Source organism: Streptomyces sp. NBC_00683 (assembly GCF_036226745.1).
In the GTDB taxonomy this organism is placed as follows: Bacteria; Actinomycetota; Actinomycetes; order Streptomycetales; family Streptomycetaceae; genus Streptomyces.
On the sequence record NZ_CP109013.1, the window covers coordinates 4,365,976 to 4,390,041 of the forward strand.

Annotated in this window: 23 protein-coding genes and 1 tRNA gene; 14 read left to right on the forward strand and 10 right to left on the reverse strand. The window is 68.3% G+C overall.

Annotated features, from left to right (window positions below; all coding sequences use genetic code 11):
- Positions 1–69: 69 nt before the first annotated feature.
- Complete coding sequence (locus OG257_RS19570) at positions 70–597, forward strand: peptidylprolyl isomerase (protein WP_329209139.1); 528 nt, start codon at positions 70–72, stop codon at positions 595–597.
- 189 nt (positions 598–786) lie between these two features.
- Positions 787–1,698, forward strand: a complete 912-nt coding sequence (locus OG257_RS19575) for a rhomboid family intramembrane serine protease (protein WP_329209141.1) — start codon at positions 787–789, stop codon at positions 1,696–1,698.
- A gap of 254 nt (positions 1,699–1,952) precedes the next feature.
- On the opposite strand, the gene crgA is transcribed toward OG257_RS19575, so the two are convergent.
- Positions 1,953–2,207, reverse strand: a complete 255-nt coding sequence (crgA, locus tag OG257_RS19580) for a cell division protein CrgA (protein ID WP_329209142.1) — start codon at positions 2,205–2,207, stop codon at positions 1,953–1,955.
- Positions 2,208–2,386: 179 nt separating this feature from the next.
- Here crgA and OG257_RS19585 point away from each other — a divergent pair, with 179 nt between their 5' ends.
- The 5 genes from OG257_RS19585 to OG257_RS19605 all read left to right on the forward strand — a co-directional run bounded on the left by OG257_RS19585 (position 2,387) and on the right by OG257_RS19605 (position 6,153).
- Positions 2,387–3,112, forward strand: a complete 726-nt coding sequence (locus OG257_RS19585; protein WP_329209144.1) for a DUF881 domain-containing protein — start codon at positions 2,387–2,389, stop codon at positions 3,110–3,112.
- Between the two features lie 143 nt (positions 3,113–3,255).
- Positions 3,256–3,444, forward strand: coding sequence for a hypothetical protein (locus OG257_RS19590; protein ID WP_329209146.1), 189 nt, complete (start codon positions 3,256–3,258; stop codon positions 3,442–3,444).
- Positions 3,441–4,079, forward strand: a complete 639-nt coding sequence (locus tag OG257_RS19595) for an aminodeoxychorismate/anthranilate synthase component II (protein ID WP_329209148.1) — start codon at positions 3,441–3,443, stop codon at positions 4,077–4,079. Before OG257_RS19590 ends, OG257_RS19595 begins: the two co-directional genes overlap by 4 nt.
- On the forward strand, positions 4,076–5,395 hold the full coding sequence (locus OG257_RS19600) for a class E sortase (protein ID WP_329209150.1): 1,320 nt from the start codon (positions 4,076–4,078) through the stop codon (positions 5,393–5,395). Before OG257_RS19595 ends, OG257_RS19600 begins: the two co-directional genes overlap by 4 nt.
- 26 nt (positions 5,396–5,421) lie before the next feature.
- A complete protein-coding gene (locus OG257_RS19605) occupies positions 5,422–6,153 on the forward strand; it encodes a class E sortase (RefSeq protein WP_329209152.1) in 732 nt (243 codons plus the stop codon).
- 364 nt (positions 6,154–6,517) lie between these two features.
- On the opposite strand, the gene pknB is transcribed toward OG257_RS19605, so the two are convergent.
- From pknB to OG257_RS19635, 6 genes are all read right to left on the reverse strand, one after another.
- Complete coding sequence (gene pknB / locus OG257_RS19610; RefSeq protein ID WP_329209154.1) at positions 6,518–8,503, reverse strand: Stk1 family PASTA domain-containing Ser/Thr kinase; 1,986 nt, start codon at positions 8,501–8,503, stop codon at positions 6,518–6,520.
- Between the two features lie 171 nt (positions 8,504–8,674).
- Positions 8,675–10,129 (reverse strand): peptidoglycan D,D-transpeptidase FtsI family protein, encoded by a 1,455-nt coding sequence (locus OG257_RS19615; protein WP_329209156.1) that lies wholly within the window; start codon positions 10,127–10,129, stop codon positions 8,675–8,677.
- Positions 10,126–11,526, reverse strand: a complete 1,401-nt coding sequence (locus OG257_RS19620) for an FtsW/RodA/SpoVE family cell cycle protein (protein WP_329209158.1) — start codon at positions 11,524–11,526, stop codon at positions 10,126–10,128. The genes OG257_RS19615 and OG257_RS19620 overlap by 4 nt, the downstream gene beginning before the upstream one ends.
- 23 nt (positions 11,527–11,549) lie before the next feature.
- Positions 11,550–13,043 carry a Stp1/IreP family PP2C-type Ser/Thr phosphatase gene (locus OG257_RS19625; RefSeq protein WP_329215198.1) on the reverse strand — a complete coding sequence of 498 codons (1,494 nt, stop codon included), beginning with the start codon at positions 13,041–13,043 and terminating at the stop codon, positions 11,550–11,552.
- Positions 13,044–13,172: 129 nt separating this feature from the next.
- Positions 13,173–13,688, reverse strand: a complete 516-nt coding sequence (locus OG257_RS19630; RefSeq protein WP_307126071.1) for an FHA domain-containing protein FhaB/FipA — start codon at positions 13,686–13,688, stop codon at positions 13,173–13,175.
- Between the two features lie 10 nt (positions 13,689–13,698).
- Entirely contained in the window at positions 13,699–14,559 is an 861-nt protein-coding gene (locus tag OG257_RS19635) for a DUF3662 and FHA domain-containing protein (RefSeq protein ID WP_329209163.1), read from the reverse strand.
- A gap of 315 nt (positions 14,560–14,874) precedes the next feature.
- On the opposite strand from OG257_RS19635, the gene OG257_RS19640 reads away from it, so the two are divergent.
- From OG257_RS19640 to OG257_RS19650, 3 genes are all read left to right on the forward strand, one after another.
- A tRNA-Leu gene (locus OG257_RS19640) sits at positions 14,875–14,957 on the forward strand.
- A 225-nt stretch (positions 14,958–15,182) separates the two neighbouring features.
- A complete protein-coding gene (locus OG257_RS19645; RefSeq protein ID WP_329209164.1) occupies positions 15,183–16,835 on the forward strand; it encodes a sensor histidine kinase in 1,653 nt (550 codons plus the stop codon).
- A gap of 159 nt (positions 16,836–16,994) precedes the next feature.
- A complete protein-coding gene (locus OG257_RS19650; protein ID WP_329209166.1) occupies positions 16,995–17,624 on the forward strand; it encodes a phosphatase PAP2 family protein in 630 nt (209 codons plus the stop codon).
- A 35-nt stretch (positions 17,625–17,659) separates the two neighbouring features.
- Here the strand turns inward: OG257_RS19650 and OG257_RS19655 are convergent, their stop codons facing one another.
- Together OG257_RS19655 and OG257_RS19660 are read right to left on the reverse strand one after the other, a co-directional pair.
- Positions 17,660–18,337: a response regulator transcription factor gene (locus OG257_RS19655; RefSeq protein WP_329215200.1), complete on the reverse strand. Its 678-nt coding sequence runs from the start codon at positions 18,335–18,337 to the stop codon at positions 17,660–17,662.
- Positions 18,338–18,577: 240 nt separating this feature from the next.
- Positions 18,578–19,189, reverse strand: coding sequence for an FMN-dependent NADH-azoreductase (locus OG257_RS19660; RefSeq protein ID WP_329209167.1), 612 nt, complete (start codon positions 19,187–19,189; stop codon positions 18,578–18,580).
- Positions 19,190–19,347: 158 nt separating this feature from the next.
- Between OG257_RS19660 and OG257_RS19665 the strand changes: the two genes are divergently transcribed.
- Positions 19,348–19,692 (forward strand): winged helix-turn-helix transcriptional regulator, encoded by a 345-nt coding sequence (locus tag OG257_RS19665; RefSeq protein ID WP_329209169.1) that lies wholly within the window; start codon positions 19,348–19,350, stop codon positions 19,690–19,692.
- Between the two features lie 69 nt (positions 19,693–19,761).
- On the opposite strand, the gene OG257_RS19670 is transcribed toward OG257_RS19665, so the two are convergent.
- Positions 19,762–20,214, reverse strand: a complete 453-nt coding sequence (locus OG257_RS19670; RefSeq protein WP_329209171.1) for a MarR family winged helix-turn-helix transcriptional regulator — start codon at positions 20,212–20,214, stop codon at positions 19,762–19,764.
- A gap of 79 nt (positions 20,215–20,293) precedes the next feature.
- On the opposite strand from OG257_RS19670, the gene OG257_RS19675 reads away from it, so the two are divergent.
- From OG257_RS19675 to OG257_RS19685, 3 genes are all read left to right on the forward strand, one after another.
- The gene (locus tag OG257_RS19675; protein WP_329209173.1) at positions 20,294–21,367 is read left to right on the forward strand and encodes a hypothetical protein; all 1,074 of its coding nucleotides are present in this window, start codon (positions 20,294–20,296) and stop codon (positions 21,365–21,367) included.
- Positions 21,368–21,511: 144 nt separating this feature from the next.
- Entirely contained in the window at positions 21,512–22,969 is a 1,458-nt protein-coding gene (locus OG257_RS19680) for a DUF2252 domain-containing protein (protein ID WP_329209174.1), read from the forward strand.
- A 58-nt stretch (positions 22,970–23,027) separates the two neighbouring features.
- Positions 23,028–24,053, forward strand: coding sequence for a J domain-containing protein (locus OG257_RS19685; protein WP_329209176.1), 1,026 nt, complete (start codon positions 23,028–23,030; stop codon positions 24,051–24,053).
- Positions 24,054–24,066: the final 13 nt, after the last annotated feature.

A 24,066-nucleotide genomic window follows, 5' to 3' on the forward strand; every position in this document is an offset into this window, starting at 1 on the left:
CCGGGCGGCGAAGGGGGTGCTCCGTGCGAGTATCGGTGGTCGTCAGCGAAGACTTACGGAAGGCAGATCGTGGCCGAGCAGCTTTACGCCACCTTGAAGACCAGCCAAGGCGACATCGAGATCCGGCTCCTGCCGAACCACGCGCCCAAGACGGTCAAGAACTTCGTCGAGCTCGCCACGGGCGAGCGCGAGTGGACGAACCCGTCGACCGGTCAGAAGTCGACGGACAGGCTGTACGACGGCACCGTCTTCCACCGTGTCATCAGCGGCTTCATGATTCAGGGCGGCGACCCGCTGGGCAACGGCACGGGTGGCCCGGGGTACGAGTTCGGCGACGAGTTCCACCCGGACCTCGGCTTCACCAAGCCCTACCTGCTGGCGATGGCCAACGCGGGCCCGGGCACCAACGGTTCGCAGTTCTTCCTGACGGTGTCGCCCACCGCGTGGCTGACCGGCAAGCACACCATCTTCGGTGAGGTCGCGGACGAGGCCGGCAAGAAGGTCGTGGACGCCATCGCGGCGGCTCCGACCAACCCGCGCACCGACCGTCCGCTGCAGGACGTGGTGATCGAGTCGGTCGTCATCGAGAACCGCTGACCAAGGCCGGCCGTCGGCCGCTGCCACGCGAAGGACCCGGAGTGGGAAACCTTGCGGGATCCCGTGGGGACCCGAGGGGCCCCTGGGGGGAACCAACCGCCCTGCTTGTCCGTACTGTTACATAACGGGCGAGCGGGGCGGTGGCATGTGCGCCGCCTCCACGGACGAGGACCGAAGGGGCCGTGACCGATGGAGCAGCAGCAGCCGCCAGAAGGCCAGGACCCGTCAGCGGCCACGGAGGGCCCGCTCAGGTGCTACCGGCACCCGGGCAGGGAGACGGGGATCCGCTGTGTACGGTGCGAGCGGCCGATCTGCACCGAGTGCATGATCAGCGCCTCGGTCGGCTTCCAGTGCCCCGAGTGCGTCCGTGAGGGCTCCGGTTCGGGGCACCACCCGGCTGCGAACCGGCCGCGCACCCTGGCGGGCGGCACCGTCGCGGAGGACCCGCGGCTGATCACCAAGATCCTGCTCGGGATCAATCTCGCGGTGTTCGTCGCCGTCTGGGTCACCGGCAGGTCCTGGCTGGTCGACGATCTCCTGCTGTTCGGCCGTGCCTATTCGGGCGATGCCGGGGCCGGTGTCGAGGGGGTCGCCGAGGGGCAGTGGTACCGCCTGGTGACGTCGATGTTCCTGCACCAGGAGGTGTGGCACATCGCCTTCAACATGATGGGCCTGTGGTGGCTCGGCGGGCCGCTGGAAGAGGCGCTGGGCCGTGCCCGGTACCTCGCGCTCTACCTGCTCTCCGGCCTTGCGGGCAGTGCGCTCACCTACTGGCTCTCCGATCCCGGGCAGGGTTCGCTCGGGGCTTCGGGCGCCATCTTCGGTCTGCTCGGTGCCACTGCCGTGCTGATGCGCCGGATGAACTACGACATGCGGCCGGTGATCGCGCTCCTCGTGGTGAACCTGATCTTCACCTTCAACCCATGGGGCGGCATCGCCTGGCAGGCGCACGTCGGCGGACTGGTCGCCGGCACCCTGATCGCGATCGCCATGGTGCACGCACCGCGCGAACACCGGAATCTCGTGCAGTACGGAGCCTGTGCACTGGTCCTGGTGGCGGTCGTCGGGATCGTCCTCGCCAGGACCGCAGCGATCATCTGAGCGGAATCAGGTGTTCAGGGGCTGAGCCAAGGGCTGAGTTGTCCACAGAGTGTGCCGGATCTTGTGCATGACGTGGGGAACAGGTGTGCCCCTTGTCGCTGAACTGGGTTTTTCCAGTCAGGACAAGGGGCGTACCCTCCCGCGATGCGAGAGTCTGCAGTCACACCGGCGTCAACTTCGACGGAAGTTATCCACAGATCGTCTGACCTTTTCCCCTGTCTGTGGATAACTCTGTGGGTAACTTCAGGGCAGGGCTACTTCCACTGGGTGGAGACGCCGAAGCCGCCGGCGATGAAGCCGAAGCCGACCACGATGTTCCAGTTGCCCAGGGCGTCGATCGGCAGGTCACCCTCGGTGACGTAGAACACCACGATCCAGGCCAGACCGATCAGGAAGAGCGCCAGCATGACCGGCGCCACCCAACTGCGGTTGGTCAGCTTTATGTTGGTTGCCTGCTTCGCCGGGGGAGGCGTGAAGTCGGCCTTCTTGCGGATACGTGACTTCGGCACGAGGGGCTCTCCTGTCGATGCGCTGCGTGACCGCGCAGGGATCTGTGGCTGGCGCCGGGGGCGCAAGGGGGAATGCTGCCTCCCCGGGGCGTCCGTTAGCGTAGTGCTTCCGTGGCGCCTAAGGAGATAAGGGTACGTTGAGCAATTCTGCCGACTCTCCTCAATCGCCGGTCCGGCGCATGTCCCGATGGCCGGTCCGGGCGCTCACCGCTGCCGTTTTCGCGCTGGCCGGACTGATCTTCGTCACCAGTGCAAACACGGCCAAGGGTACCGATATCCGCACGGACTCCTCCCTGCTGAAGCTCTCCGACCTCATCCAGCAGCGCAGCGAGCACAACGCCGAGCTGGACGAATCGACCGCGTCCGTGCGTGCGGACATCGACGCACTCGCCCAGCGTGACGACGGGAGCACCAGGGCGCAGGACGCGAAGCTCGCCGCCCTGGAGCGGGCCGCCGGCACCAAGAAGCTCACCGGCGCGGCCGTCGGCGTCACCCTGAACGACGCCCCGCCGGACGCCACGGCCAATCCCGGCTACCCCGAGCCGCAACCCAATGACCTGGTCATTCACCAGCAGGATCTGCAGGCCGTGGTCAACGCGCTCTGGGAGGGCGGGGCCCGCGGTATCCAGGTGATGGACCAGCGGCTGATCTCGACGAGCGCGGTCCGCTGCGTCGGCAACACGCTGATCCTTCAGGGCAGGGTCTACTCGCCGCCGTACAAGGTCACGGCCGTGGGCGACCAGGACAAGCTCAGGCAGGCGCTGAACGACTCCCCGGCGATCCAGAACTACCAGCTGTACGTGAAGGCGTACGGCCTGGGCTGGAAGGTCGACGAGTACGACAGGACGACCCTTCCCGGCTACTCGGGCACGATCGATCTCCACTACGCACAGCCTGTGGAGTGACCGCCCGCCCCGCCCGCCCCGAGTGCGTCCGGACGCGGCGCCGCACAGCCTGTGCCGGACAGTGAGCCGAAAGCTTTCCACAGCTGACCCCCGCCTGTGCCCGGGCCCTTTAGTCTGGTGCCGTACCGAATGGAGGCGACAGCATGTACGGCTGGATCTGGCGGCATCTGCCGGGCAACACATGGGTGCGGGGCTTCATCTCGCTCGTGCTCGTCCTGGCCGTTGTCTACGCGCTCTTCCAGTACGTCTTCCCCTGGGCGGAGCCTCTGCTCCCGTTCGGTGATGTGACGGTGGACGGCGACAGCACCGGCGGAGCGGGGACCGGTCAGTGAGCGCACGCATTCTCGTCGTCGACAACTACGACAGCTTTGTCTTCAACCTCGTCCAGTACCTCTACCAGCTCGGTGCCGAGTGCGAGGTCGTGCGCAACGACGAGGTGACCACGGGGCACGCCCAGGACGGCTTCGACGGCGTCCTGCTGTCTCCCGGTCCCGGCACGCCCGAACAGGCGGGCATCTGTATCGACATGGTGCATCACTGCGCGCGGAGCGGCGTTCCGGTCTTCGGCGTCTGCCTGGGGATGCAGTCGATGGCGGTCGCGTACGGCGGCGTGGTGGACCGTGCGCCTGAGCTGCTGCACGGCAAGACCTCCCCCGTGATCCACGAGGGCAAGGGAGTCTTCGCCGGGCTGCCGTCGCCCTTCACCGCGACGCGCTACCACTCGCTCGCCGCGGAGCCGGATACCGTTCCGCCCGAGCTCGAGGTCACGGCGCGCACCGCCGACGGCATCATCATGGGGCTGCGCCACCGCGAACTGGCGGTGGAAGGTGTGCAGTTCCACCCGGAGTCGGTGCTCACGGAACACGGTCACCTGATGCTCGCCAACTGGCTGGAGCAGTGCGGCGATGCGGGGGCGGTCGCGAGGTCGGCGGGGCTTGCCCCGGTGGTGGGCAAGGCCGCCGCGTGACCCCACTCCGCCCCGAACCCGATGCCGGGCAGGAAGGCCCGTACGCGCAGGGAGCGTACGAGGGCGACGGCATGTTCGAGGCGGCGGTGGACGGGCTTGCGGACCCGCTGAACGATCCGCTTCCGGGGCAGCACGCGTCGCCCTGGTTCCGGGCGGAGGGCGTGCCGGCGGGCGGTGCCGCCCGACCGGAGCCCCCGGTGGAGGCTCAGCAGGCGTCACAGCAGCCCCAGCAGCCCCCCAGGGAGTGGTACGACCCCGAGGGGTATCAACGGGACTGGTACGGGCAGCAGGGGCCGCAGGAACCGGCTCCTCAGCCGGTTCCCGCCCCTCGCGAGGCCGTGATCCCCGATCCTGGTCCGCCCGCACAGGCCGGCGCCTCCGCTCCCCCGGTTCCGAACGACGAGACCGTCGCCCTGCGGACAGCCGATACACGGCGGGCGGAGCGGACGCCCGAAGGCGATGAGCCGGTGGCCGGCGACGTGGCCGACCCTCCCGCGACCGGAGGGCGGGCCGAGCGCAGACGGGCGGCCAAGGGGCGCGGAAGACGGCGCGGAGAGCCCGTGCGCGAGGCGGGAGCGGGCACGGAGAAGCCGGCCGTCCCGATGTCGCGGCTGGAGGCCCGGCGCGCGGCCCGTGCCGCCAAGGACAGCCCGGCTGTCGTCGCCAGCAGGGTCGTCGGCGAAGTGTTCATCACCTTCGGTGTGCTGATGCTGCTGTTCGTCACGTATCAGCTGTGGTGGACCAACATCAGGGCCGACCAGATCGCCGGCCGGGAGACGAACAAGATCCAGGACGAATGGGCGAACGGCGAGCGCACACCGGGTGCGTTCGAGCCCGGCAAGGGCTTTGCCATCATGCACATCCCGAAGCTGGACGTGGTCGCTCCGATCGCCGAGGGCATCAGCAAGGACAAGGTGCTCGACCGGGGCATGGTCGGTCACTACGGCGAGGGCAAGCTGAAGACCGCGATGCCGTCGGCCAAGCAGGGGAACTTCGCGGTGGCGGGTCACCGCAACACCCATGGCGAACCGTTTCGCTACATCAACAAGCTGAAGCCGGGCGACCCGATCGTGGTCGAGACGCAGGACGCGTACTACACCTACGAGATGTTCAGCATCCTTCCCCAGACGTCTCCGTCCAACGTCTCGGTGATCGGCGAGGTGCCGCCGGGTTCCGGTTTCACCGGCCCGGGCAGGTACATCACGCTGACGACGTGTACGCCGGAATTCACGAGTACGTACCGAATGATCGTGTGGGGCAAGATGGTCGAGGAACGACCGCGCAGCAAGGGCAAGCCCGACGCGCTCGTCGGCTGAACATCATCACGACAGGGACGGGTGCGGTGGCAGCGAGGACCGAGCACGAAGAGCGCGCCGACGAGTCGGCGCCACCGGTGCGACGCAGCAGTACCCGCCATCCCGTCGCGGCGGCCGTCAGCGTCTTCGGTGAGCTGCTGATCACCGCCGGCCTGGTACTCGGGCTCTTCGTCGTCTACTCGCTGTGGTGGACCAACGTGCTCGCCGACCGCGAGGCCGACAAACAGGGCAACACCATCCGCGACCGCTGGGCAGGCGGACCGGGAGCCCTGGACACCGGGGACGGGATCGGCTTCCTCCACGTGCCCGCCATGAAGAACGGCGAGGTGCTGGTCAAGAAGGGAACCGACCCCAAGACCCTCAACAACGGCATCGCCGGCTACTACACGGACCCGGTGAAGTCGGCCCTGCCCGCGGACGAGCAGGGCAACTTCACGCTGGCCGCGCACCGGGACGGACACGGTGCCAAGTTCCACAACATAGACAAGGTGAAGAAGGGCGACGCGGTCGTCTTCGAGACCAAGGACACCTGGTACGTCTACAAGGTCTTCGCGGAGCTCCCCGAGACGTCGAAGTTCAACGTCGACGCGATCGCACCGGTCCCGAAGGGGGCGGGCGTGAAGAAGCCCGGCCGCTACATCACGCTGACCACGTGCACACCGGTCTACACGTCGAAGTACCGCTACATCGTGTGGGGCGAGCTGGTGCGGACCGAGAAGGTCGACCGGGACAGGACGAAGCCGGCGGAGCTGCGCTGAGGCGGCTGCCCTCCTTGGAGGGGGGCAGTTGCGAGGTGTCGGTACGAGCCGGGTCTGAACCCGCAACTTGCTGTTGCAGCATCGGGCCCTTCGGCATGTCCTGCGGCTGACGCAGATCTGCAGCGTCTTCGTGTCGACGAACTTCTGCATCTCACCGCTGCCCACCGACGGTACGGAGCGGCGCTCTTGCACCGGACGACCAGCCGATGGACGTAGGCGGTGAACCCCGTGACGTCCCCGCTGCTGCCGTGGATCCCGACGTCGCTACAGCCGTCCCGGCGGGTGGTCCGGTGAGGAGTGCACAGCAAAGGGCCCCGCTCACCTCGAGGTGAGCGGGGCCCTTTGCTGTGCCGTGTTCTGCGGGTCAGTCCGCCGCGCCGGACGGGCCGCCGAAGATGTTGCCGTCTCCGCCGCCGTTGCCCGGCAGGGTCTGTACGTTGACGGCGCTGTTCTTGGCGACCATCTGACCCACCCCGGGCTGGAAGCCGACGACCCTCGCCGCGTCATCGTTGGGGCCCTGCACGTTGCCCAGTTGCAGGCCGGCCTGGGCCAGGGCGGCCTTGGCGTCGGCGAGTGTCTTGCCCTGCAGGTCGGGGACCGCGACCTGTTCCGGCTGTGCGGGGCCCTTGGAGACCTTGAGGACGATCTGGACGTCCTTGGCCTGCTTGCTGTTCGCCTCCGGGGTCTGCTCGACGACAGTGCCCAGGGGCTCCTGGGAGTCGACGTCGGTCCTGGAGACGTTGGCGAAGCCCACGCCCTTCAGCTGTGCCTCGGCGTCCGTGAACTGCCTGCCGACCACGGAGGGCACGTTCTGCGTGGCCTCCTTGGCCACGGTGATCGTGACCTCGGACTCCTTCTCGGCCTTCGTGCCGCCTTCAGGGTCCTGCTTGGTCACCGTGCCCGCGGTCGCCTCGGACTCGACCGCCTTGACGGTCACCGTGAAGCCCTTGTCCTCCAGCTCCTTGCGGGCGGTCTCCTCGGTCTTCTCGACGACGCTGGGGACCTCGACCTTCGGAGCACCGGTGGAAACGACGACGGTGACGGTGCCGCCGACCTCCAGCGTGCCGCCCTCCGGGGACTGGCTGCAGATCTTGTCCTTCTCCTGGGTCTCGCAGGGTTCCTTCGCTCCGACCTTGAGGACGAGTTCGGAATTCTGCGCGAGTTTCTGCGCGTCCTCCAGCGTCGAGCCGACCATGTTCGGGACGTCGGCCTTGCCGCTGCCCCCGTCGGTGGAGCTGAAGACCTCACGGCCGATGAGGATCGCCCCGATGAGCACCAGGATGCCTGCGACGACCAGCAGGATCGTCGAGGTGTTGCTCTTCTTCTGGCGCCGGCGGTCAGGGCGGTCGTCGTAGCCGTAGCCGCCGTCGTCCGGGTTGACCGGAGGCAGCATGGACGTCTGGGCGCCGCCCGGGTCCGTCTGGCGCAGGGCAGTGGTGGGCTGGTCGTTGCCGTAGGCGTCGTAGCCGCCGTAGCCCGCCGCGCCCATCGCCGCCGTGGCCGCGACCGGCTGGCCGTCGAGGCAGGCCTCGATGTCGGCGCGCATCTCGTCGGCCGACTGGTAGCGGTAGTCGGGGTCCTTGGTGAGGGCCTTCAACACGATCGCGTCCATCTCGGGCGTGATCTCGGGGTCGAAGTTGCTCGGCGGCTGAGGCTCTTCCCGTACGTGCTGGTAGGCGACCGCGACGGGCGAGTCCCCGACGAACGGGGGCCGGACCGCCAGGAGTTCGTAGAGCAGGCAGCCGGTGGAGTACAGGTCGGAGCGTGCGTCGACCTGCTCGCCCTTGGCCTGTTCCGGGGAGAGGTACTGGGCGGTGCCGATGACCGCCGCGGTCTGCGTCATCGTCATGCCGGAGTCGCCCATGGCGCGGGCGATGCCGAAGTCCATGACCTTGACCTGGCCGGTACGCGTCAGCATGACGTTCGCCGGCTTGATGTCGCGGTGGACGATCTGGGCGCGGTGCGAGTACTCCAGGGCCTGGAGGATGCCGACCGTCATTTCGAGAGTGCGCTCGGGCAGCAGCTTGCGGCCGGAGTGCAGAAGTTCTCTGAGGGTCGACCCGTCGACGTACTCCATCACGATGTACGGGATGGAGACCCCGTCGACGTAGTCCTCGCCGGTGTCGTAGACAGCGACGATCGCGGGGTGGTTGAGCGAGGCGGCCGACTGGGCCTCACGGCGGAACCGGGCCTGGAAGGACGGGTCGCGGGCGAGATCCGCCCGCAGCGTCTTCACAGCGACGGTGCGGCCGAGCCGGGTGTCGTGCGCGAGGTAGACCTCGGCCATGCCACCACGGCCGAGCACCGAGCCCAGCTCGTACCGGCCGCCGAGGCGACGCGGCTCTTCCATAACTGATCCAGCCCTCTCCGTCAGTCCCGACCGCACCCGTGTGTGGTCCGGCGGTGCGCTGTTCGCGCATACGCTACCGGGCACTCCCGGCGTGATCAGCCCGCACCCGTCACCTGATATCCGACCGGTATCCCAATGTGCTGGTGTTGACGGATGTTGTGACCGGTCTCACTACTTTCCGTCCAGAACCGCCTGCATCACACTCTTGGCGATCGGTGCGGCCAGACCGCCGCCGGAGATGTCGTCCCGGTTGGCATTGCCGTCCTCGACGACCACGGCGACGGCAACGGGTGAGCCGCTGTCGGTCTTGGCGTACGAGATGAACCAGGCGTAGGGCTTCTCGCTGTTGTTGAGCCCGTGCTGGGCGGTTCCGGTCTTGCCACCGACTGTGACGCCGTCGATCTGCGCGTTGGTTCCCGTGCCGTTCTTGACCACGGTCTCCATCATCTGCTGCAGCTTCTGGGCGTTCTCACCCGAGAGGGGCTGGCTGAGCTGCTCCTTCTCGTGGGTGTAGACGGGGTCCAGATTGGGGGCCTGCCGCTGGGCGACCATGTACGGCTGCATGAGCTTGCCGTCATTGGCGATCGCGGACGCCACCATCGCCATCTGGAGCGGTGTGGTGCGGTTGGACGCCTGGCCGATGCCCGCCATGGCGTTCTGCGGCCGGTTGTCCTTCGGGTAGATGCTGGCGTCGGCGCGGACGGGAGTGAAGACTTCCTCGTTGAAGCCGAACTTGTCGGCCTGCTCGATCATCTTGTCGTTGCCGAGGTCGTCGCTCATCTTGCCGAAGACGGTGTTGCAGGACCAGCGCAGGGCCTCCCGGAGCGAGGCGTTCTTGCAGGGGATGTTCCCCTCGTTCTGCAGCAGGTTGGTCGACTGCGGGAGCCGCCAGGGCAGCGGGGAGTCCGTCTTCGCGTCGATGTCCGTGTAGAGGCCGTTCTCCAGTGCCGCTGCGGCCGTGACGACCTTGAACGTCGAGCCGGGCGGGTAGGTCTCCCGCAGCGCCCGGTTCAGCATCGGCTTGTCCTTGTCCTTCAGGAGCTTCTGCCGGGCGTCCGAGTCCTTGAGGCTGTTGCCCGCGAAGACCGAGGGGTCGTACGAGGGGGTGCTGGCCAGGGCAAGGATGGCGCCGGTCTGCGGGTCGAGCGCGGCGACGGCGCCCTTCCTGCTGCCGAGCCCTTCGAAGGCGGCCTTCTGGGCGGCGCCGTTCAGGGTGGTGACGATGTTCCCGCCGGTCTTCTTGTCGCCGGTGAACATCGAGAGCGTTCGGTCGAAGAACAGCTGGTCGTCGTTGCCGGTGAGGATGCCGTCCTCGAGGCTCTCCAGCTGGGAGGCGTCGAAGGCCTGCGAGGAATAACCGGTGACGGGCGCCCACATGGGGCCGTTCTTCCAGACGCGCTTGTACTTGAAGTCGCTTCCGGTGGTCTCGACGGAGCCGGTGACCGGCTCCCCGTCGACGATGATGTTGCCGCGCTCGTGGGCGTAGCGCTCGATCTGGACGCGGCGGTTGTGCTCGTTGGAGTTGAGCTCGTCGGCGCGGACGTACTGGAGGTAGTTGGTGCGGATCAGCAGGGCCAGGACGAGGATCCCGCAGAAGATCGCGATCCGGCGGAGGGGCTTGTTCACGGTCGGACCACCTGGGTCATCTCGGCGTCCGGGGATGGGGCGGGGGCCGGCGCCGGACGGCGTGCGGTGTCGCTGATTCTGATCAGGATGCCGATCAGGGCCCAGTTGGCGATGACGGACGAACCACCGGCCGCGAGGAACGGCATGGTCATACCGGTCAGCGGGATGAGACCCATGACACCGCCGGCGACGACGAAGACCTGGATCGCGAAGGAGCCGGAGAGGCCGATCGCCAGGAGCTTGCCGAAGGGGTCACGGGCGGCGAGCGCGGTGCGGACACCGCGTTCGACGATCAGACCGTAGACGAGCAGGACGGCCATCATTCCGGCGAGCCCGAGTTCCTCGCCGACGGTGGCGAGGATGAAGTCGGAGTTGGCGGCGAAGCCGATCAGGTCGGAGTTGCCCTGGCCGAGGCCGGTGCCGAGGGTTCCGCCGGAACCGAACGCCATCAGGGACAGGGCCATCTGCTCGCTGGCCGCCTCCTTGCCCCATCCCGCGAACGGGTCGAGCCAGGCGGTGACGCGGTCCTGGACGTGCGGCTCGAAGGTGGCCACACCGACGGCTCCTGCCGCGGACATCAGCAGACCGAAGACGATCCAGCTGGTGCGCTCGGTGGCGACGTACAGCATGACGACGAACATGCCGAAGAACAGCAGCGAGGAGCCGAGGTCGGTCTCGAAGACCAGGATGAGGATCGAGAAGGCCCAGACCATGAGGATCGGACCGAGGTCGCGGCCGCGCGGCAGGTAGAGCCCCATGAAGCGGCGGCTGGCCAGGGCCAGGGCGTCGCGCTTGACCATGAGGTAGCCGGCGAAGAACACCGCGATGATGATCTTGGCGAACTCTCCGGGCTGGATCGTTCCGACACCGGGGATCTTGATCCAGATCTTGGCGCCGTTCACCGCGGGGAAGAACATCGGAAGGATCAGCAGGAACAGCGCCACCAGCATGGAGATGTAGGTGTAGCGCTGCAGGATGCGGTGGTCCTTCAACGCGACCAGGACGACGACCAGGAGCGCGACGCCCACTGCCGAGAACAGCAGCTGCTTGGAGGCGGCGGCCACGAAGTTCTCGGTCTGCTGGAACCGCTCCGACTGGTCCAGCCGCCAGATGAGGGCCAGACCCAGACCGTTCAGCAGGGTCGCCAGTGGCAGCAGCAGCGGGTCCGCGTACGCGGCGAACCTGCGGACGGCGAGGTGCGCCACGCCGCCGAGCAGGGCGAGGCCGAGCCCGTAACCGAGCATGCCGGAGGGCAGCTCGCCGTTGAGGGCGAGGCCGACGTTGGCGTACGCGTACACCGAGATGAGAACGGCGAAGACAACCAGCGCCAGTTCGGTGTTGCGGCGGCTCGGCGCATCGATCGCGCCGATGGTGGTGGTGTTGGTGACAACGCTCATGGTGCTGAAGGCCCCCTACGGCTTTACTGCTTACCGCACTGCGGGACCAGCTTCTTCTCTTCCTCCGAGAGGCTGGGGCCGGGAGTGGGAGTCGCGGTCGTCTTGGTCCCCTTGGCGGAGGATGTCCTGGCGGCGGGGGCACCGGCGGTGCCGCCTGCCTCGCCCTGTCCCGTGGCGGCATTGCTGTCCGCCTCGGCTGCGCGGCGCTGCGCGTCCTTCTTGCAGGCGGAGGCCTGCGCTTCGAGCTCACTGACCTTCTTGCGGGCATCGGCGAGGTTGCCCTCGGCGATGGTCGCCTCGACCTGCTTGCGCTGGTAGGGCGGGAGGTACTTGAGTTCGATCTTGGTGCTCTCCTCGACCTCCGAGAGCGAGACCCAGGCGAGGTCCTGGCTGATGCCGCGGAACAGTGCGACGTTCTCGTCCTTGGCGCCCACGTAGAACTGGGTCTGGGTCCACCGGTAACCGCCGTACACGCCGCCGCCGATGACGGCCAGCGCGAGGACGATGTAGAAGGACCGCTTCAGCCACCTGCGGCCGCCGCGGGGCTTGACGAAGTCGTCGTCGCTGTAGGAGTTGAAGGCGCCGTCCGGACCGGAGCCGTAGCCCATGTCGTCACCGCTGCCGGGCGGGCCGAAGCCTCCGGAGGGCGGCGGGACGGGACGGCCGAGGCCGGCCGCGCGTCCTGCGGGCGTTTCCATGGCCCGGCTGTCGCCCTGCTGGGCGGCCTGGTTCTCGGCGACCGCCCCGACGATGACCGGGGTGTCGTTGAGCTGCCCGGCCAGGGTGTCGTTGCTGTCGACGTCCAGGACGTCGGCGACGATGCAGGTGATGTTGTCGGGGCCACCGCCGCGCAGGGCGAGCTGGATGAGCTCCTGAATGGTCTCCTGAGGGCCCTGGTAGCTGGCCAGGGTCTCTTCCATCGTCTGGTGAGAAACGACACCGGAGAGCCCGTCCGAGCAGATCAGGTAGCGGTCACCGGCGCGGACCTCACGGATGGAGAGGTCGGGCTCGACGTGGTCGCCGCTGCCCAGGGCCCGCATCAGCAAGGAGCGCTGCGGGTGGGTGGTTGCCTCTTCCTCGGTGATCCTGCCCTCGTCGACGAGACGCTGCACCCAGGTGTGGTCCTGGGTGATCTGCGTCAGGACGCCGTCGCGCAGCAGGTAGGCGCGGGAGTCGCCGACGTGGACGAGGCCGAGGCGCTGGCCGGTCCAGAGCAGGGCCGTGAGCGTGGTGCCCATGCCCTCCAGCTGGGGGTCCTCCTCGACCATGACACGCAGCTGGTCGTTGGCCCGCTGGACCGCCGTACCGAGCGAGGTGAGGATGTCGGAGCCAGGTACGTCGTCGTCGAGCTGGACGAGCGTGGAGATCACCTCTGAGCTGGCGACCTCACCGGCCGCCTGGCCGCCCATGCCGTCGGCGATGGCGAGAAGGCGGGGACCGGCGTAGCCGGAGTCCTCGTTCCCTTCCCGGATCATGCCCTTGTGCGATCCGGCGGCGAAGCGCAGCGACAAGCTCATGCGCACCTCGCCCGTCGGCTCGGGGTACAGCCGGTCTCGAGCCACACTGCCCACCCTCCGGTCGGGAGCCGGGCCGGGTCCGTTGTCAGGACCGCCGCGGCTCGCTCGCTCCGCTCGCTCATTGTCGTACTACTTCCGCAGCTCGATGACGGTCTTGCCGATGCGGATCGGCGCGCCCAGCGGAACAGGTGTCGGGGTGGTGAGCCGGGTCCGGTCGAGATAGGTGCCGTTGGTGGACCCAAGATCCTCGACGATCCACTGGCCGTCACGGTCCGGGTAGATCCTGGCATGCCTGCTGGACGCGTAGTCGTCGTCCAGCACGATCGTTGAGTCGTGCGCCCGGCCCAGGGTGATGGTCTGGCCCTGGAGGGCGACGGTGGTGCCGGTGAGCGTGCCTTCGGAGACGACCAGCTTGGTGGGTGCCCCGCGCCGCTGGCGACCGGGCTGCTGGCGCTGCTGAGGCGGCGCTGCCTGCTGTTGGCGAGCCTGTTGCGGGCGCGCGTCGGCTGCAGTGCGGCGTGAGCCGCGCTGCGTGACGCGCGTTCCGAACAGGTCGCTGCGAATGACCTGCACGGCCACGATTACGAATAGCCACAGAACAGCTAGGAAACCTAGCCGCATGACCGTCAGGGTCAGCTCTGACATTGCCCCCGCTTCACCCTTCGGCTTGCCGGTAAACGATGGTGGTGCTGCCCACGACGATCCGCGAGCCGTCGCGGAGCGTAGCGCGGGTGGTGTGCTGCCCGTCTACCACGATGCCGTTGGTAGACCCGAGATCCTGGATCGTCGAGGGCGTTCCGGTCCGGATCTCACAGTGCCGGCGCGATACGCCGGGGTCGTCGATCCGCACGTCGGCGTCGGTGCTTCGTCCCATCACCAACGTCGGGCGGGAGATCTGATGGCGGTTGCCGTTGATCTCGATCCAGCGCCGCACCTGCGCGTCGGGCGCGGGCCCGGACGCGGCCGGCGGGCGCCAGTCGCTGGAAGGGCCTCCCGGGCGCCCGGAACCCGGCGGCGGGGCCGCGGGCATGGGCGGGGGGGAGGTCGGGGGGTAGCCGTAGCCGCCCGGCGCCTGTGGGGCCGCGGGACGGTTCGGCTGGGCGTGGGGTGCGGGCCCGCCGTGCTGGCCCTGCTGTGACGAACTCGACGCCAGGGTCCGGCTGCGTACCCGGTAGAGCCCCGTGTCGAGGTCGTCCGCCTTCTCCAGATGGACCTTGATGGGTCCCATGAAGGTGTACCGCTGCTGCTTGGCGTAGTCCCTGACCAGGCCGGACAGCTCGTCGCCGAGCTGACCCGAGTACGGGCTGAGCCGCTCGTAGTCGGGGGTGCTGAGCTCGACGATGAAGTCGTTGGGCACGACCGTCCGCTCGCGGTTCCAGATCTGTGCGTTGTTGTCGCACTCGCGCTGGAGGGCTCCCGCGATCTCGACCGGCTGCACCTCGGACTTGAAGACCTTGGCGAAGGTGCCATTGACCAGACCTTCGAGACGCTGCTCGAAACGCTTCATGACTCCCATGGGGCACCTCCTCCGGTGTCGTCGTCCCTGTACTGCTTACTGATCGTATCCACGCGTCGGGAAATCGGCTGGTTCCCCTTGTCTGCACAGTGGATGAGTGTCACCTCTCACACGGATCGTAGAGGTGGCCTCCTGACAGTGTCCCGCACTCCGGGTGCACTCAGGAGGAGTGGGGGCGTCGGCCCCGCGTTCCCGGTTCCCTCCGTGCGTTCGGTGAAACAACGGATGTGAATCCACCCTGTCCACCGTGCTAATCTTCCGGATGTCGCCAGGCGCTCGCACCACTCGGTGGGAGAGTCTGAAAACACCACTCATGCGCGAGTGGCGGAACGGCAGACGCGCTGGCTTCAGGTGCCAGTGTCCTTAGGGACGTGGGGGTTCAAATCCCCCCTCGCGCACAACGGGCAGTTGCTTGCAGCTGCCGGGTTGGTTCGACAGAACCCCCGCTCAGGAGAGATCCGGAGCGGGGGTTCTTCGTTGTGCGGAGCCACTGGTTTGTTCGGAGACCGTGTGGTGCGGATCCATCGGGCGGTCGTGGATCCACCTGCCGGTGGCGGATCCTTCTGCCGGTGGTGGATCCATCGGGCGGTTGCGGATCCTTCTGCCCGGCTAGCGTGATCCGCGTGAAATCCACCCTCGTCGGCTCGGTCCTGCTGTGGGCGGCACTCAACGTTCCGGCCGTCGCCCTCGTCCCCGGATCCGGACTCGACGGGAGCCGGCGGTGGGAGACCCTCTTCGGCGCCGTCGCCATCGGCATCGCTGTCGCGGTGCGGCGTACGTGGCCGCTGGTGTCCCTGGCCCTGTGTGCGGGGCTGTGGTGGACTCTCGCGCTGCTGCTCGACGATGTCGACTCCGTCGCAGTCATGGCCTGTCTTCCGGCCGTCTGTGTCATGAGTTACGCCGTGGGACGGCTGCAGGTGGACCGGCGGGCGGCGCTGCGGGTGCTGGGTCCGGTGAGTGTCGCGGCGGTGGTTGGCGGTGTCCGGTCGGGGCTGACGGTGCCCATGTGGGCGGTGCTGGCGTCCGGGCTGATCTTCGCCGGGCTGCTCCCCTGGCTGCTGGGCCGGTACACGCGCCAGAGATACGAGCTTCAGGTGGCCGGCTGGGAGCATGCGAGGCAACTGGAGCTCCAGCAGCGCAGCAGAGTCCAGCAGGCGCGGCTGCGGGAGCGGGCACGTATCGCGGAGGACATGCACGATTCCCTGGGGCACGAGCTGAATCTGATCGCTCTGCGGGCCGGGGCTCTGCAGATCGCTCCGGACCTGGGGGACCACCATCGGGAGACGGCCGCGGGACTTCGCGCGGGTGCGGCCGAGGCGATGGAGCGGCTGCGGGACATCATCGGAGTCCTGCGCGAGGACGGTGCGCCGCCGCCGTTGGAGGCTTCGCATGCCGGTGTGGGGGTGCTGGTGGACCGGGCGCGTGCCTCCGGCGCGGGGGTGGAGCTCCAATGCACCGGAGAGGCCGGTGACCTGCCGGGCATGACGGACAAGGCTGTGTACCGGGTGGTGCAGGAGTCGTTGACCAATGTGATGAAGCACGCTCCCGGGGCGGCGGTGACCGTGCGACTGGATCACAATCAGCTCGACGTCACCGTTGCCGTACGGAACAGCCCGCCGGTCCGGGACCCGCTGGAGAACCGCGCGCAGGGCGGTCGCGGGCTGATAGGGCTGCAGGAGCGGACCCGGCTGGCGGGCGGTGAATTCCGGGCGGGCGTGCTGCCTGACGGTGGGTTCGAGGTGTTCGCGCGGCTCCCGCGCGTACCGGGCCGGGCAGGTGCCGGGGCCGGTACGGACGGGGCGGCGGTCGGCGTCCCGGAGGCAATTCCGGCCGGGGCGCCGCTTGCTGGAGCTTCGCCGGTCGGTTCGGGGCAAGGACCAGCCTTCGGTGGACTCCTACGTGCCACGGCGGGCCTGCGGCGGCGATTCGTCGTCGCGGTCGGCCTTCCGCTCGGTCTGTTCGCCTGCCTCGCCGTCGTGATGCTGGGCTATTACGCGTACGGGGCCGCAACATCGGTGCTTCCGCCGTCCGCGTATGCGCAATTGGAGATCGGTGCACCCGCGGACGCGGTCGGCCGGCTGCTTCCGTCCAGGGAAATGAGCGACGCCCCTTCCGAGCACCGGCCCGAGCCGCCCGGAGCCACCTGCAGTTATTACCGGGCCAGTGCCGATCTGTTCGTCACCGTCGACGTGTACCGCCTGTGCTTTGCCCACGACCGGCTGGTCGACAAGACCGAGCTGACGGCCGAATCACGCCTCCAGGCGGATCGCGGCTGACGTCGTGGGATGCCGAAGGTCGTTCCACGGCATGACGAAAGTGGGGGTGATGGCTTGCTTTCGCGGGATGTGGCCGTACCCGGCCGGAACCTACGTTCCAGATGACATGGAGACGCGGGAATCGGCGTACGGAGAGCGACACCGAGTATGTACAAAAACGTGGTTAAGCCGGAAGACATGGTCCGCTCGGCCAAGGCGGGTCCGGAGTACGGGGTCGGCGTGTACCGCGACATCACGGAATGGGCCGCCGGCACGCCTGGGTGGGTGCAGAGGCTGGGTGAATTGGTCACCGAGGGCGGAATTCTCGTGTTCGTCGTTCTCTTCCTGGTCCAGTGGTGGAGGGCTCGCACGCGCGACAACAGAGCGATGGCCCACGCTCTGCTCGCCCCGCTCGTTGTCGCCGTGGTCTACGTCGTCAGCGAGATCGTCAAAGTCTGGCTTCATGAGGAGCGCCCCTGCCGGGACATCCCCGGAGTCAGACCGATCGCCTCGTGCCCGGCGCCGGGCGACTGGTCCTTTCCCAGCAACCATGCCGTCATCGCTGCTGCGTCGGCCATGACTCTCTTGCTTACGTGGCGCCTGGTCGGTCTGCTGGTCCTGCCCCTGGCGGTGCTGGTCGCCCTGTCCCGCGTCTACGTGGGCGTTCACTATCTGCACGATGTGGCGGCCGGTCTGCTGCTTGGAGCGCTGGTTGCCCCACTGCTGGTCGGGGTTCTGGCGGCGCCCGGAAGCTGGGTAGTGGGCCGGTTGCGGGGGCAGAGGGGTCTGGTGCCCGTCCTGGGGCGCTGAGCGGCGTTCTGGCGGCGATGGAGGGCCGGTCAGATTCAGGCGTCGCCGTCGATCAGCCCGGTCTCGTAGGCGACGATCGCGGCCTGGACCCGGTTGCGTACGCCCAGCGCGGAGAAGACCGACCCCACGTAGCTCTTGACCGTGCCCTCCACGACGTGGAGCCGCTGCCCGATCTCCGCATTGGACAGCCCGCTGCCGAGCAGGACGAGCACCTGCCGTTCCCGCTCGGTCAGCGCGTCCACCCGCGCGCCCAGTGCGGTGCTGCGCGCGTTGGCCTGCGTGCCGGCGCCTCGGTTCAGTTCCGCGATGACGTGCTGTGCCACTTTCGCGGAGAGATGGGAGGCGCCGGCTGCCGCGGTGTGCACGCCCGCGAGCAACTCGCGTGGGTCCCCCGACTTGAGCATGAAGCCGCTGGCCCCACCGCTGAGAGCCCTGCTGACGTACTCGTCTTCGGAGAATGTGGTGAGGACGAGGACGGAAATTCCGGTGGAAGCGCGCTTGATTTCCTCAGTTGCCGTGAGTCCGTCCATGACCGGCATGCGGATGTCCATGAGGACGACGTCGGGGCGGTGTTCAAGGGCCAGCGCGACGGCTTCACGGCCGTCGGCAGCCTCGGCCACGACTTCGATCTCGGGATCTCCGGAGAGGATGGCGCGGATTCCGGCGCGGATCATCGCCTCGTCGTCGGCCAGAACGATTCGGATGGTGGGGATGGCTGTCTCCGCTTCCCGCTCGGTGATGAATAGGGGCCAGCGGATGACCGTAACGGGATGGCGGCTGGATGCGGCCGTTGTTTCACGTGAAACGTCGGATCCGCACCGTAGGGGAGTCGTACCGGACGTGTGCAGGCGCCCGTCCAGGAGCCGCGCGGAGAGGAAATCAGGGCCACGAAGCGCTGGTCTGCTCCGTGGCCCCGGCCGTGCTGCCCGGTTGCCCCGGATGTTTCCGGTCGCTCAGGCGGCGAGACGTGCCGCGAGGGCCTTGGCCTTCTCTGTGGCGTCGGTGAATGCCTGGGCGCGGGAGGCATCGGCGAGCGGAATGAGTTCCGCCATCTCGGGCTTCGAGTGTGCCAGCGTCAACTCCGGGACGATGAAATCGACTTCGACGCCGAACATGCCGGTCAGTACCTTCTCCAGGTAATTCTGGACGAACTCGAACTCCTCGCGAGGAGTGCCGGGGGCGTACGAACCGCCCCGACTGGCGACGACGGTGACAGGGGTGCCGGTGACCGGGCTGTCGGCGCCGACGTTGTGTCCGACGATGATCACCTGATCCAGCCACGCCTTCAGGGTGGACGGGATCGAGAAGTTGTACATCGGAGCGCCGATCAGCACGGCGTCCGCGCCTGCCAGTTCGGCGGCCAACTGGCCGCGCAGCGCGTCGTCGGCACCGGCGGAAACGGCCGTGGCATCCAGGTGGGGCAAGGGGTCGGCGGCGAGATCGCGGTACACCACCTGGCCGTCGGGGTGTTGCTCCCGCCAGGTCTCGACGAATACGGCAGCGATCGCGCGAGACGCGGAGCCCTGGGGGAATACAGCGGAGTCGAGGTGCAGGAGCGTGGCCATGGGGATCTCCACAGGGAGTCGGGTGGGCGGAGCTCGGTTCCGGAGTCACGGACGCGCCGTGAGGGGCCCGAGGGGAGCCCGTGTTTCGTACGTACCTATTGATAACATAGTCGCTTACTTTTCATAAGTCCCTCACGGTGACGCAGTACTCTGGAGCCATGGCAGATCACGACGCACAGGCCTGTCGGCGGGTGGATGTGGGCATCAGCCGCGTCTTCGAGCTGTTCGGGAAGCGGTGGACGGGCCCGATCGTCTCGGTGCTGATGCAGCAGCCGGTGCACTTCGCGGATCTGCGGCGGGCGATTCCGGGCATCAGTGAGCGCATGCTCTCGGACCGGCTCTCCGAGCTGGGGGCTGCGGGTCTCGTCGTGCGCGAGGTCGACGAGGGGCCCCCGCTGCGCGTCTCGTACCGCTTGACGGAGGCCGGTGCCGCGATGGGGCCGGCGCTCAAGGAGCTGGGGCAGTGGGCCGACACGTATCTGATCGATTCGGGCGGCTGCTGACCTGTCCGCCGGGAGGCCGGTGGTGCGCGTGATCACCTGGCGGGGTGGGCCGGTGGTGCGGGTGAACGTCTACTGCGGTGTGTCGCCGTCGCCGGTCGTGTTGTAGCGCAGCAGGTACTCCGCAAACTGCGCCAGATCATCCGCTGTCCACTCGGAGAGGCGCTCCCGGTAGGCCGCGCGGCGGCTTGCCTGGGTCGAGGCGAGTGCCTGAGTGCCCGTGGCGGTGGGGTGCAGCACCTGGATGCGGTGATCGTCCGGATCCGGATGGCGCTCGACCAGGCCGAGCTTCTCCAGGGCGGCAACCTGTCGGCTGACCGTCGACTTGTCCAGCATGTAGTGCGCCGCCAGGTCGGTTGCGCGGCAGCCGTGCCGGTGGTCGATGTGGGCAAGCAGTGTGTACGAGACCAGGGGCAGCTCCGGGTGGAGGCGTGCTGCGGCTGAGCGTGCACGGCGTGCGAAGGCGGTCAGTTCGCGCTGGATGACATCCAGCGACTCCTCGCGTTCCCGGGGGGCGCCTGCCACGGAGTCACCTTTCTCGAAATCTAGATGTATGCTACAACGAATTAGAGGTTGTAAAAGCCAACGACTGGAGGTTGCTCGAATGTCCGCAGGTCCGAGTGCGCCGTCCGGCTCCACTGCCGGTGCGCTGCGTCATGTACTCAGCCATCTCGTTACGCCGCTGCTGATGTGCGTCGGCATGGGGCTCGCTTACCTGGGTGCTTTTCACGCTCCGGAACCGCACGACCTGAGGGTGGACGTCGTCGGCTCGGGGGCGAGTGCCGACGTGCTCGCACAGACCTTGCAGGACAGGGGTGACGGTGCATTGAGTGTGCGTACGGTAGCCGACCGCGACACCGCGGTGAACCACCTGCGGACACAGCAGAGCTACGGTGCCTACCTGCCGGGGAGCAGCCCCGAACTGATTGTGGCCACCGCCTCGTCGGACACCAGCGCGACGGTGGTGCAGAAGGTCTTCACCGACGTCGCCGCCGAGCAGGGGGCGCCCCTCAAGGTGACGAACGCCGAGCCGACCGCGGACGGCGATCCGACCGGGCAGGGGATCTTCTTCCTGCTGGTGGCCGTCAGCATCGGGTCGTACGCCTCGGTCGCGGTGATCGGTGGCGCGGGCGCGGTGCTGGCGCTGCGGATCAGGGCGGCGCTCGCCGTCGGCGCCTCGCTCGTGGTGAGCGTGATCGGTGCGGTGTTCGCAGGGCCGTTGTTCGGCCTCGTGGACCACGGGCTCGGCGGGCTCTGGGCCATGGCGTGGCTCTACTCGGCGGGGATACTGCTGATCGGTGTCGGGCTGCACACCTTCCTCAAGCGGTGGACCACGCTCGGCGTGATGGTGCTCTTCGTCATGCTCAACTTCACCAGCTCGGGCGGCATCTTCCGGCCCGAGCTCCAGCCGGGATTCTTCGGCTCGCTCCATGCCTTCTGGAACGGTGCGGGCTTCGTCGAAGGTGTCCGCAGCCATGTGTACTTCGGCGGCCACTCACTGGGCGGCCATGTGCTGGTGCTCGCGCTGTGGTTCGTGGCGGGACTGGCCGTCGTGGGTGTGGCCGGTGCTGCCGAGGCGAAGGGGCGTCGGGCGGCTTCCGAGCTGTCCCGCGCCGAAGCCCTCGCCGCGTCGAGTGCGGGGGCCGAGGAGGAGATGGAGGAAGCGGTCGCGGTCTGAGCCGTTGGAGACCGCCCTGGAGTTGTCCACAGGCCGGTTCCCGGAGTTGTCCACAGGGGCAGACGGCCGTCGCGGGACAGCTGTACCGTCGTCCGCAGTTGATGTTGGACGAACGGGTCGACAAGGCGGGGGAGGCGGCGCTCCATGAGTGAAATCGATGCGACGGTGCCGGTACAGCGGGCGGCAGCGGCAGGTGCGCGCATTCCGGTCGTGCCCGGGTTTGCGCAGCGTGTGGCGACAGGTGCCTCGTCGGCGTCGGACGGGGAATCTCCGAAGGCTGCGGGCAAGGCGCTGCGGGCCACGGTTCCGCGGGCCTCGCACAGCTCCCTGGTCCTTCCGGCCGGCCGGCCGGACGCGGTGCAGGCGGTCGAGGAGTCGAACCGCGGCAGGGTGCCCGGCCTCACGCCGATCCGGGTGGGGCGGATGGCCGCCACACCGTTCGCCTTCATGCGCGGCTCGGCCGGGCTGATGGCCCACGACCTCATGGGTACACCGGTCACGGGTGTGGGCGCACAGCTCTGCGGCGACGCGCATGCGGCCAACTTCGGGCTGTACGGCGATGCCCGCGGCAGCCTCGTCATCGATCTGAACGACTTCGACGAGACCGTCTTCGGCCCGTGGGAGTGGGACCTCAAGCGGCTTGCCACCTCGCTGGTGCTCGCGGGCCGCGAAGCCGGTGCGGACGAGGACACCTGCCGTCAGGGCGCGTACGACACGGTGGGTGCCTACCGTCGCACCATGCGCCTGCTGGCCGCGCTGCCCGCACTCGACGCCTGGAACGCCATCGCGGACGAGGAGCTCGTCTCGCACACCGATGCCCGGGACCTGCTCGGGACGCTGGAGCGGGTCTCGGCGAAGGCCCGTAACAACACGAGTGCCCGCTTCGCCGCCAGGTCCACGGAGGACTCCGAGGACGGCGGACGGCGCTTCGTCGACGCGCCGCCGGTGCTGCGCCGGGTGCCGGACGCGGAGGCCGCCGCGGTCGCGGCGGGCCTGCACGATTACCTCGGCACGATTTCGGAGGACCGCGTTCCGCTGCTGGCCCGGTACGCGATCCACGATGTGGCGTTCCGGGTGGTGGGGACGGGCAGCGTGGGCACCCGGTCGTACGTGGTGCTGCTGCTGGATCACCGGGGTGAGCCGCTGGTCCTGCAGGTCAAGGAGGCCCGGCCCTCCGCGTTGGCGCCCTATCTCCCGCAGGCCGGCTTCGATGTGCCGGACGTGGTGCACGAGGGGCGCCGGGTGGTGCTCGGGCAGAAGCGGATGCAGGTCGTCAGCGACATATTGCTCGGTTGGACAGAGGTCGACGGCAGGCCCTTCCAGGTACGGCAGTTCAGGAATCGCAAGGGCAGCGTGGACCCGGCCGCTCTCGCCGCGGACCAGGTCGACGACTACGGACGGATGACGGGCGCGCTGCTGGCCAGGGCCCATGCGCACAGTGCCGATCCCCGTCTGCTCGCTGGCTACTGCGGGAAGAACGCAGAGCTGGACGAGGCGGTGGCCGATTTCGCGGTGACGTACGCGGACAGGACCGAGGCGGACCACGCCGAGCTCGTACGGGCCGTCGGGGCCGGGCGGATAGCCGCCGAGCTCGGCGTATGAGGGGCTTGCAGACGACCGCGGGTCCTCGGTGTGCGGGCCGTGGCCATACGCTGGACGGGTGACCGACGAAGCCGCCGGGGTGCCGACCACCCGGAACGACGAAGACCGGCAGAACCACGCCCGGCAGGACGAGCCGTATGCCGCGCCCGACACGTCGCAGGGCGGCCTGCAGGGTGATGCGTACGACGCACCGCAGGCCGATCAGCACGATGCCGGCACGGCTGACTCCGACGCGAGTAATTCCGGTGAGGCTGATTCCGGTGCGGCTGGTTCCAGCGCGGCCGGTGACGCGGCGGATGCAGCCGGTGCGCCCCGGCCCGAGGAGCGGCTTGCCAAAGCCGTCCGGGTGGCCGAGCAGGCGCTGATCGAGTTCGAGATCGCGGTGGAGACCTTCCGGGTGGAGGTCGAGAACTTCTCCCGGCTGCATCACCAGAAGCTCGGCCCGATGTACGCGCGCCTGGACGAGCTCGATGCGCAGATCGCGGAGGCGCGGGCCGCGAAGTCCGGTGATCCGGAGGATCTGCGCAAGGCTCAGGAGGCCCGGGCGATCGTCATGCCGATGCCGGGGGTCGACGAGCTGTTCCACGACTGGATGGACTCCGACGGTCTTTCACCCGAGGCCGCGGCCATGCTCACGGAGCAGCCGGTCCGGCCTCCGAAGCGGGTCAGGCCAAGCGAGGAGGCGCGCAAGCTCTATCGCGAGCTGGCCCGCAAGGCGCACCCGGATCTGGCACCGGACGAGAAGGAGCGGGCACGCCGCGATGAGTTCATCGCCCGCGTCAACGCTGCCTACGGCCGTGGAGATGTGGAGCTGCTGAAGGAGCTGGCCGGGGAATGGGCGGCGGGTCCGGTGGCACCTGAGCTCCGGCTCAGCGAGAGCGAGGAGCTCTACGCCCGTCTGGACTGGCTCAGCAGGCGTAAGGAACTGCTCACGGTTCTTGCCAGGGAGCTGGAGGACAGCGCGATCGGTTCGATGCTGCGGATGGCTCCGGACGATCCCGACCGGCTTCTCGAGGACATCGGCGAGAAGCTGCTGGGCGAGGTGTCCCAGCGTGAGGCCGAGCTGGCGGGCCTGGTGCAGTAGCGTTTCCGGTAAC

Bases quoted from the DNA above. Each gene is read 5' to 3' on its own strand.
- OG257_RS19575 (WP_329209141.1), top strand. From the start codon at position 787: ATGGAGCAGCAGCAGCCGCCAGAAGGCCAGGACCCGTCAGCGGCCACG.
- OG257_RS19585 (WP_329209144.1), top strand. From the start codon at position 2,387: ATGTCCCGATGGCCGGTCCGGGCGCTCACCGCTGCCGTTTTCGCGCTG.
- OG257_RS19590 (WP_329209146.1), top strand. From the start codon at position 3,256: ATGTACGGCTGGATCTGGCGGCATCTGCCGGGCAACACATGGGTGCGG.
- pknB (WP_329209154.1), bottom strand. From the start codon at position 8,503: ATGGAAGAGCCGCGTCGCCTCGGCGGCCGGTACGAGCTGGGCTCGGTG.
- OG257_RS19620 (WP_329209158.1), bottom strand. From the start codon at position 11,526: ATGAGCGTTGTCACCAACACCACCACCATCGGCGCGATCGATGCGCCG.
- OG257_RS19625 (WP_329215198.1), bottom strand. From the start codon at position 13,043: ATGAGCTTGTCGCTGCGCTTCGCCGCCGGATCGCACAAGGGCATGATC.
- OG257_RS19630 (WP_307126071.1), bottom strand. From the start codon at position 13,688: ATGTCAGAGCTGACCCTGACGGTCATGCGGCTAGGTTTCCTAGCTGTT.
- OG257_RS19635 (WP_329209163.1), bottom strand. From the start codon at position 14,559: ATGGGAGTCATGAAGCGTTTCGAGCAGCGTCTCGAAGGTCTGGTCAAT.
- OG257_RS19660 (WP_329209167.1), bottom strand. From the start codon at position 19,189: ATGGCCACGCTCCTGCACCTCGACTCCGCTGTATTCCCCCAGGGCTCC.
- OG257_RS19665 (WP_329209169.1), top strand. From the start codon at position 19,348: ATGGCAGATCACGACGCACAGGCCTGTCGGCGGGTGGATGTGGGCATC.
- OG257_RS19675 (WP_329209173.1), top strand. From the start codon at position 20,294: ATGTCCGCAGGTCCGAGTGCGCCGTCCGGCTCCACTGCCGGTGCGCTG.
- OG257_RS19680 (WP_329209174.1), top strand. From the start codon at position 21,512: ATGAGTGAAATCGATGCGACGGTGCCGGTACAGCGGGCGGCAGCGGCA.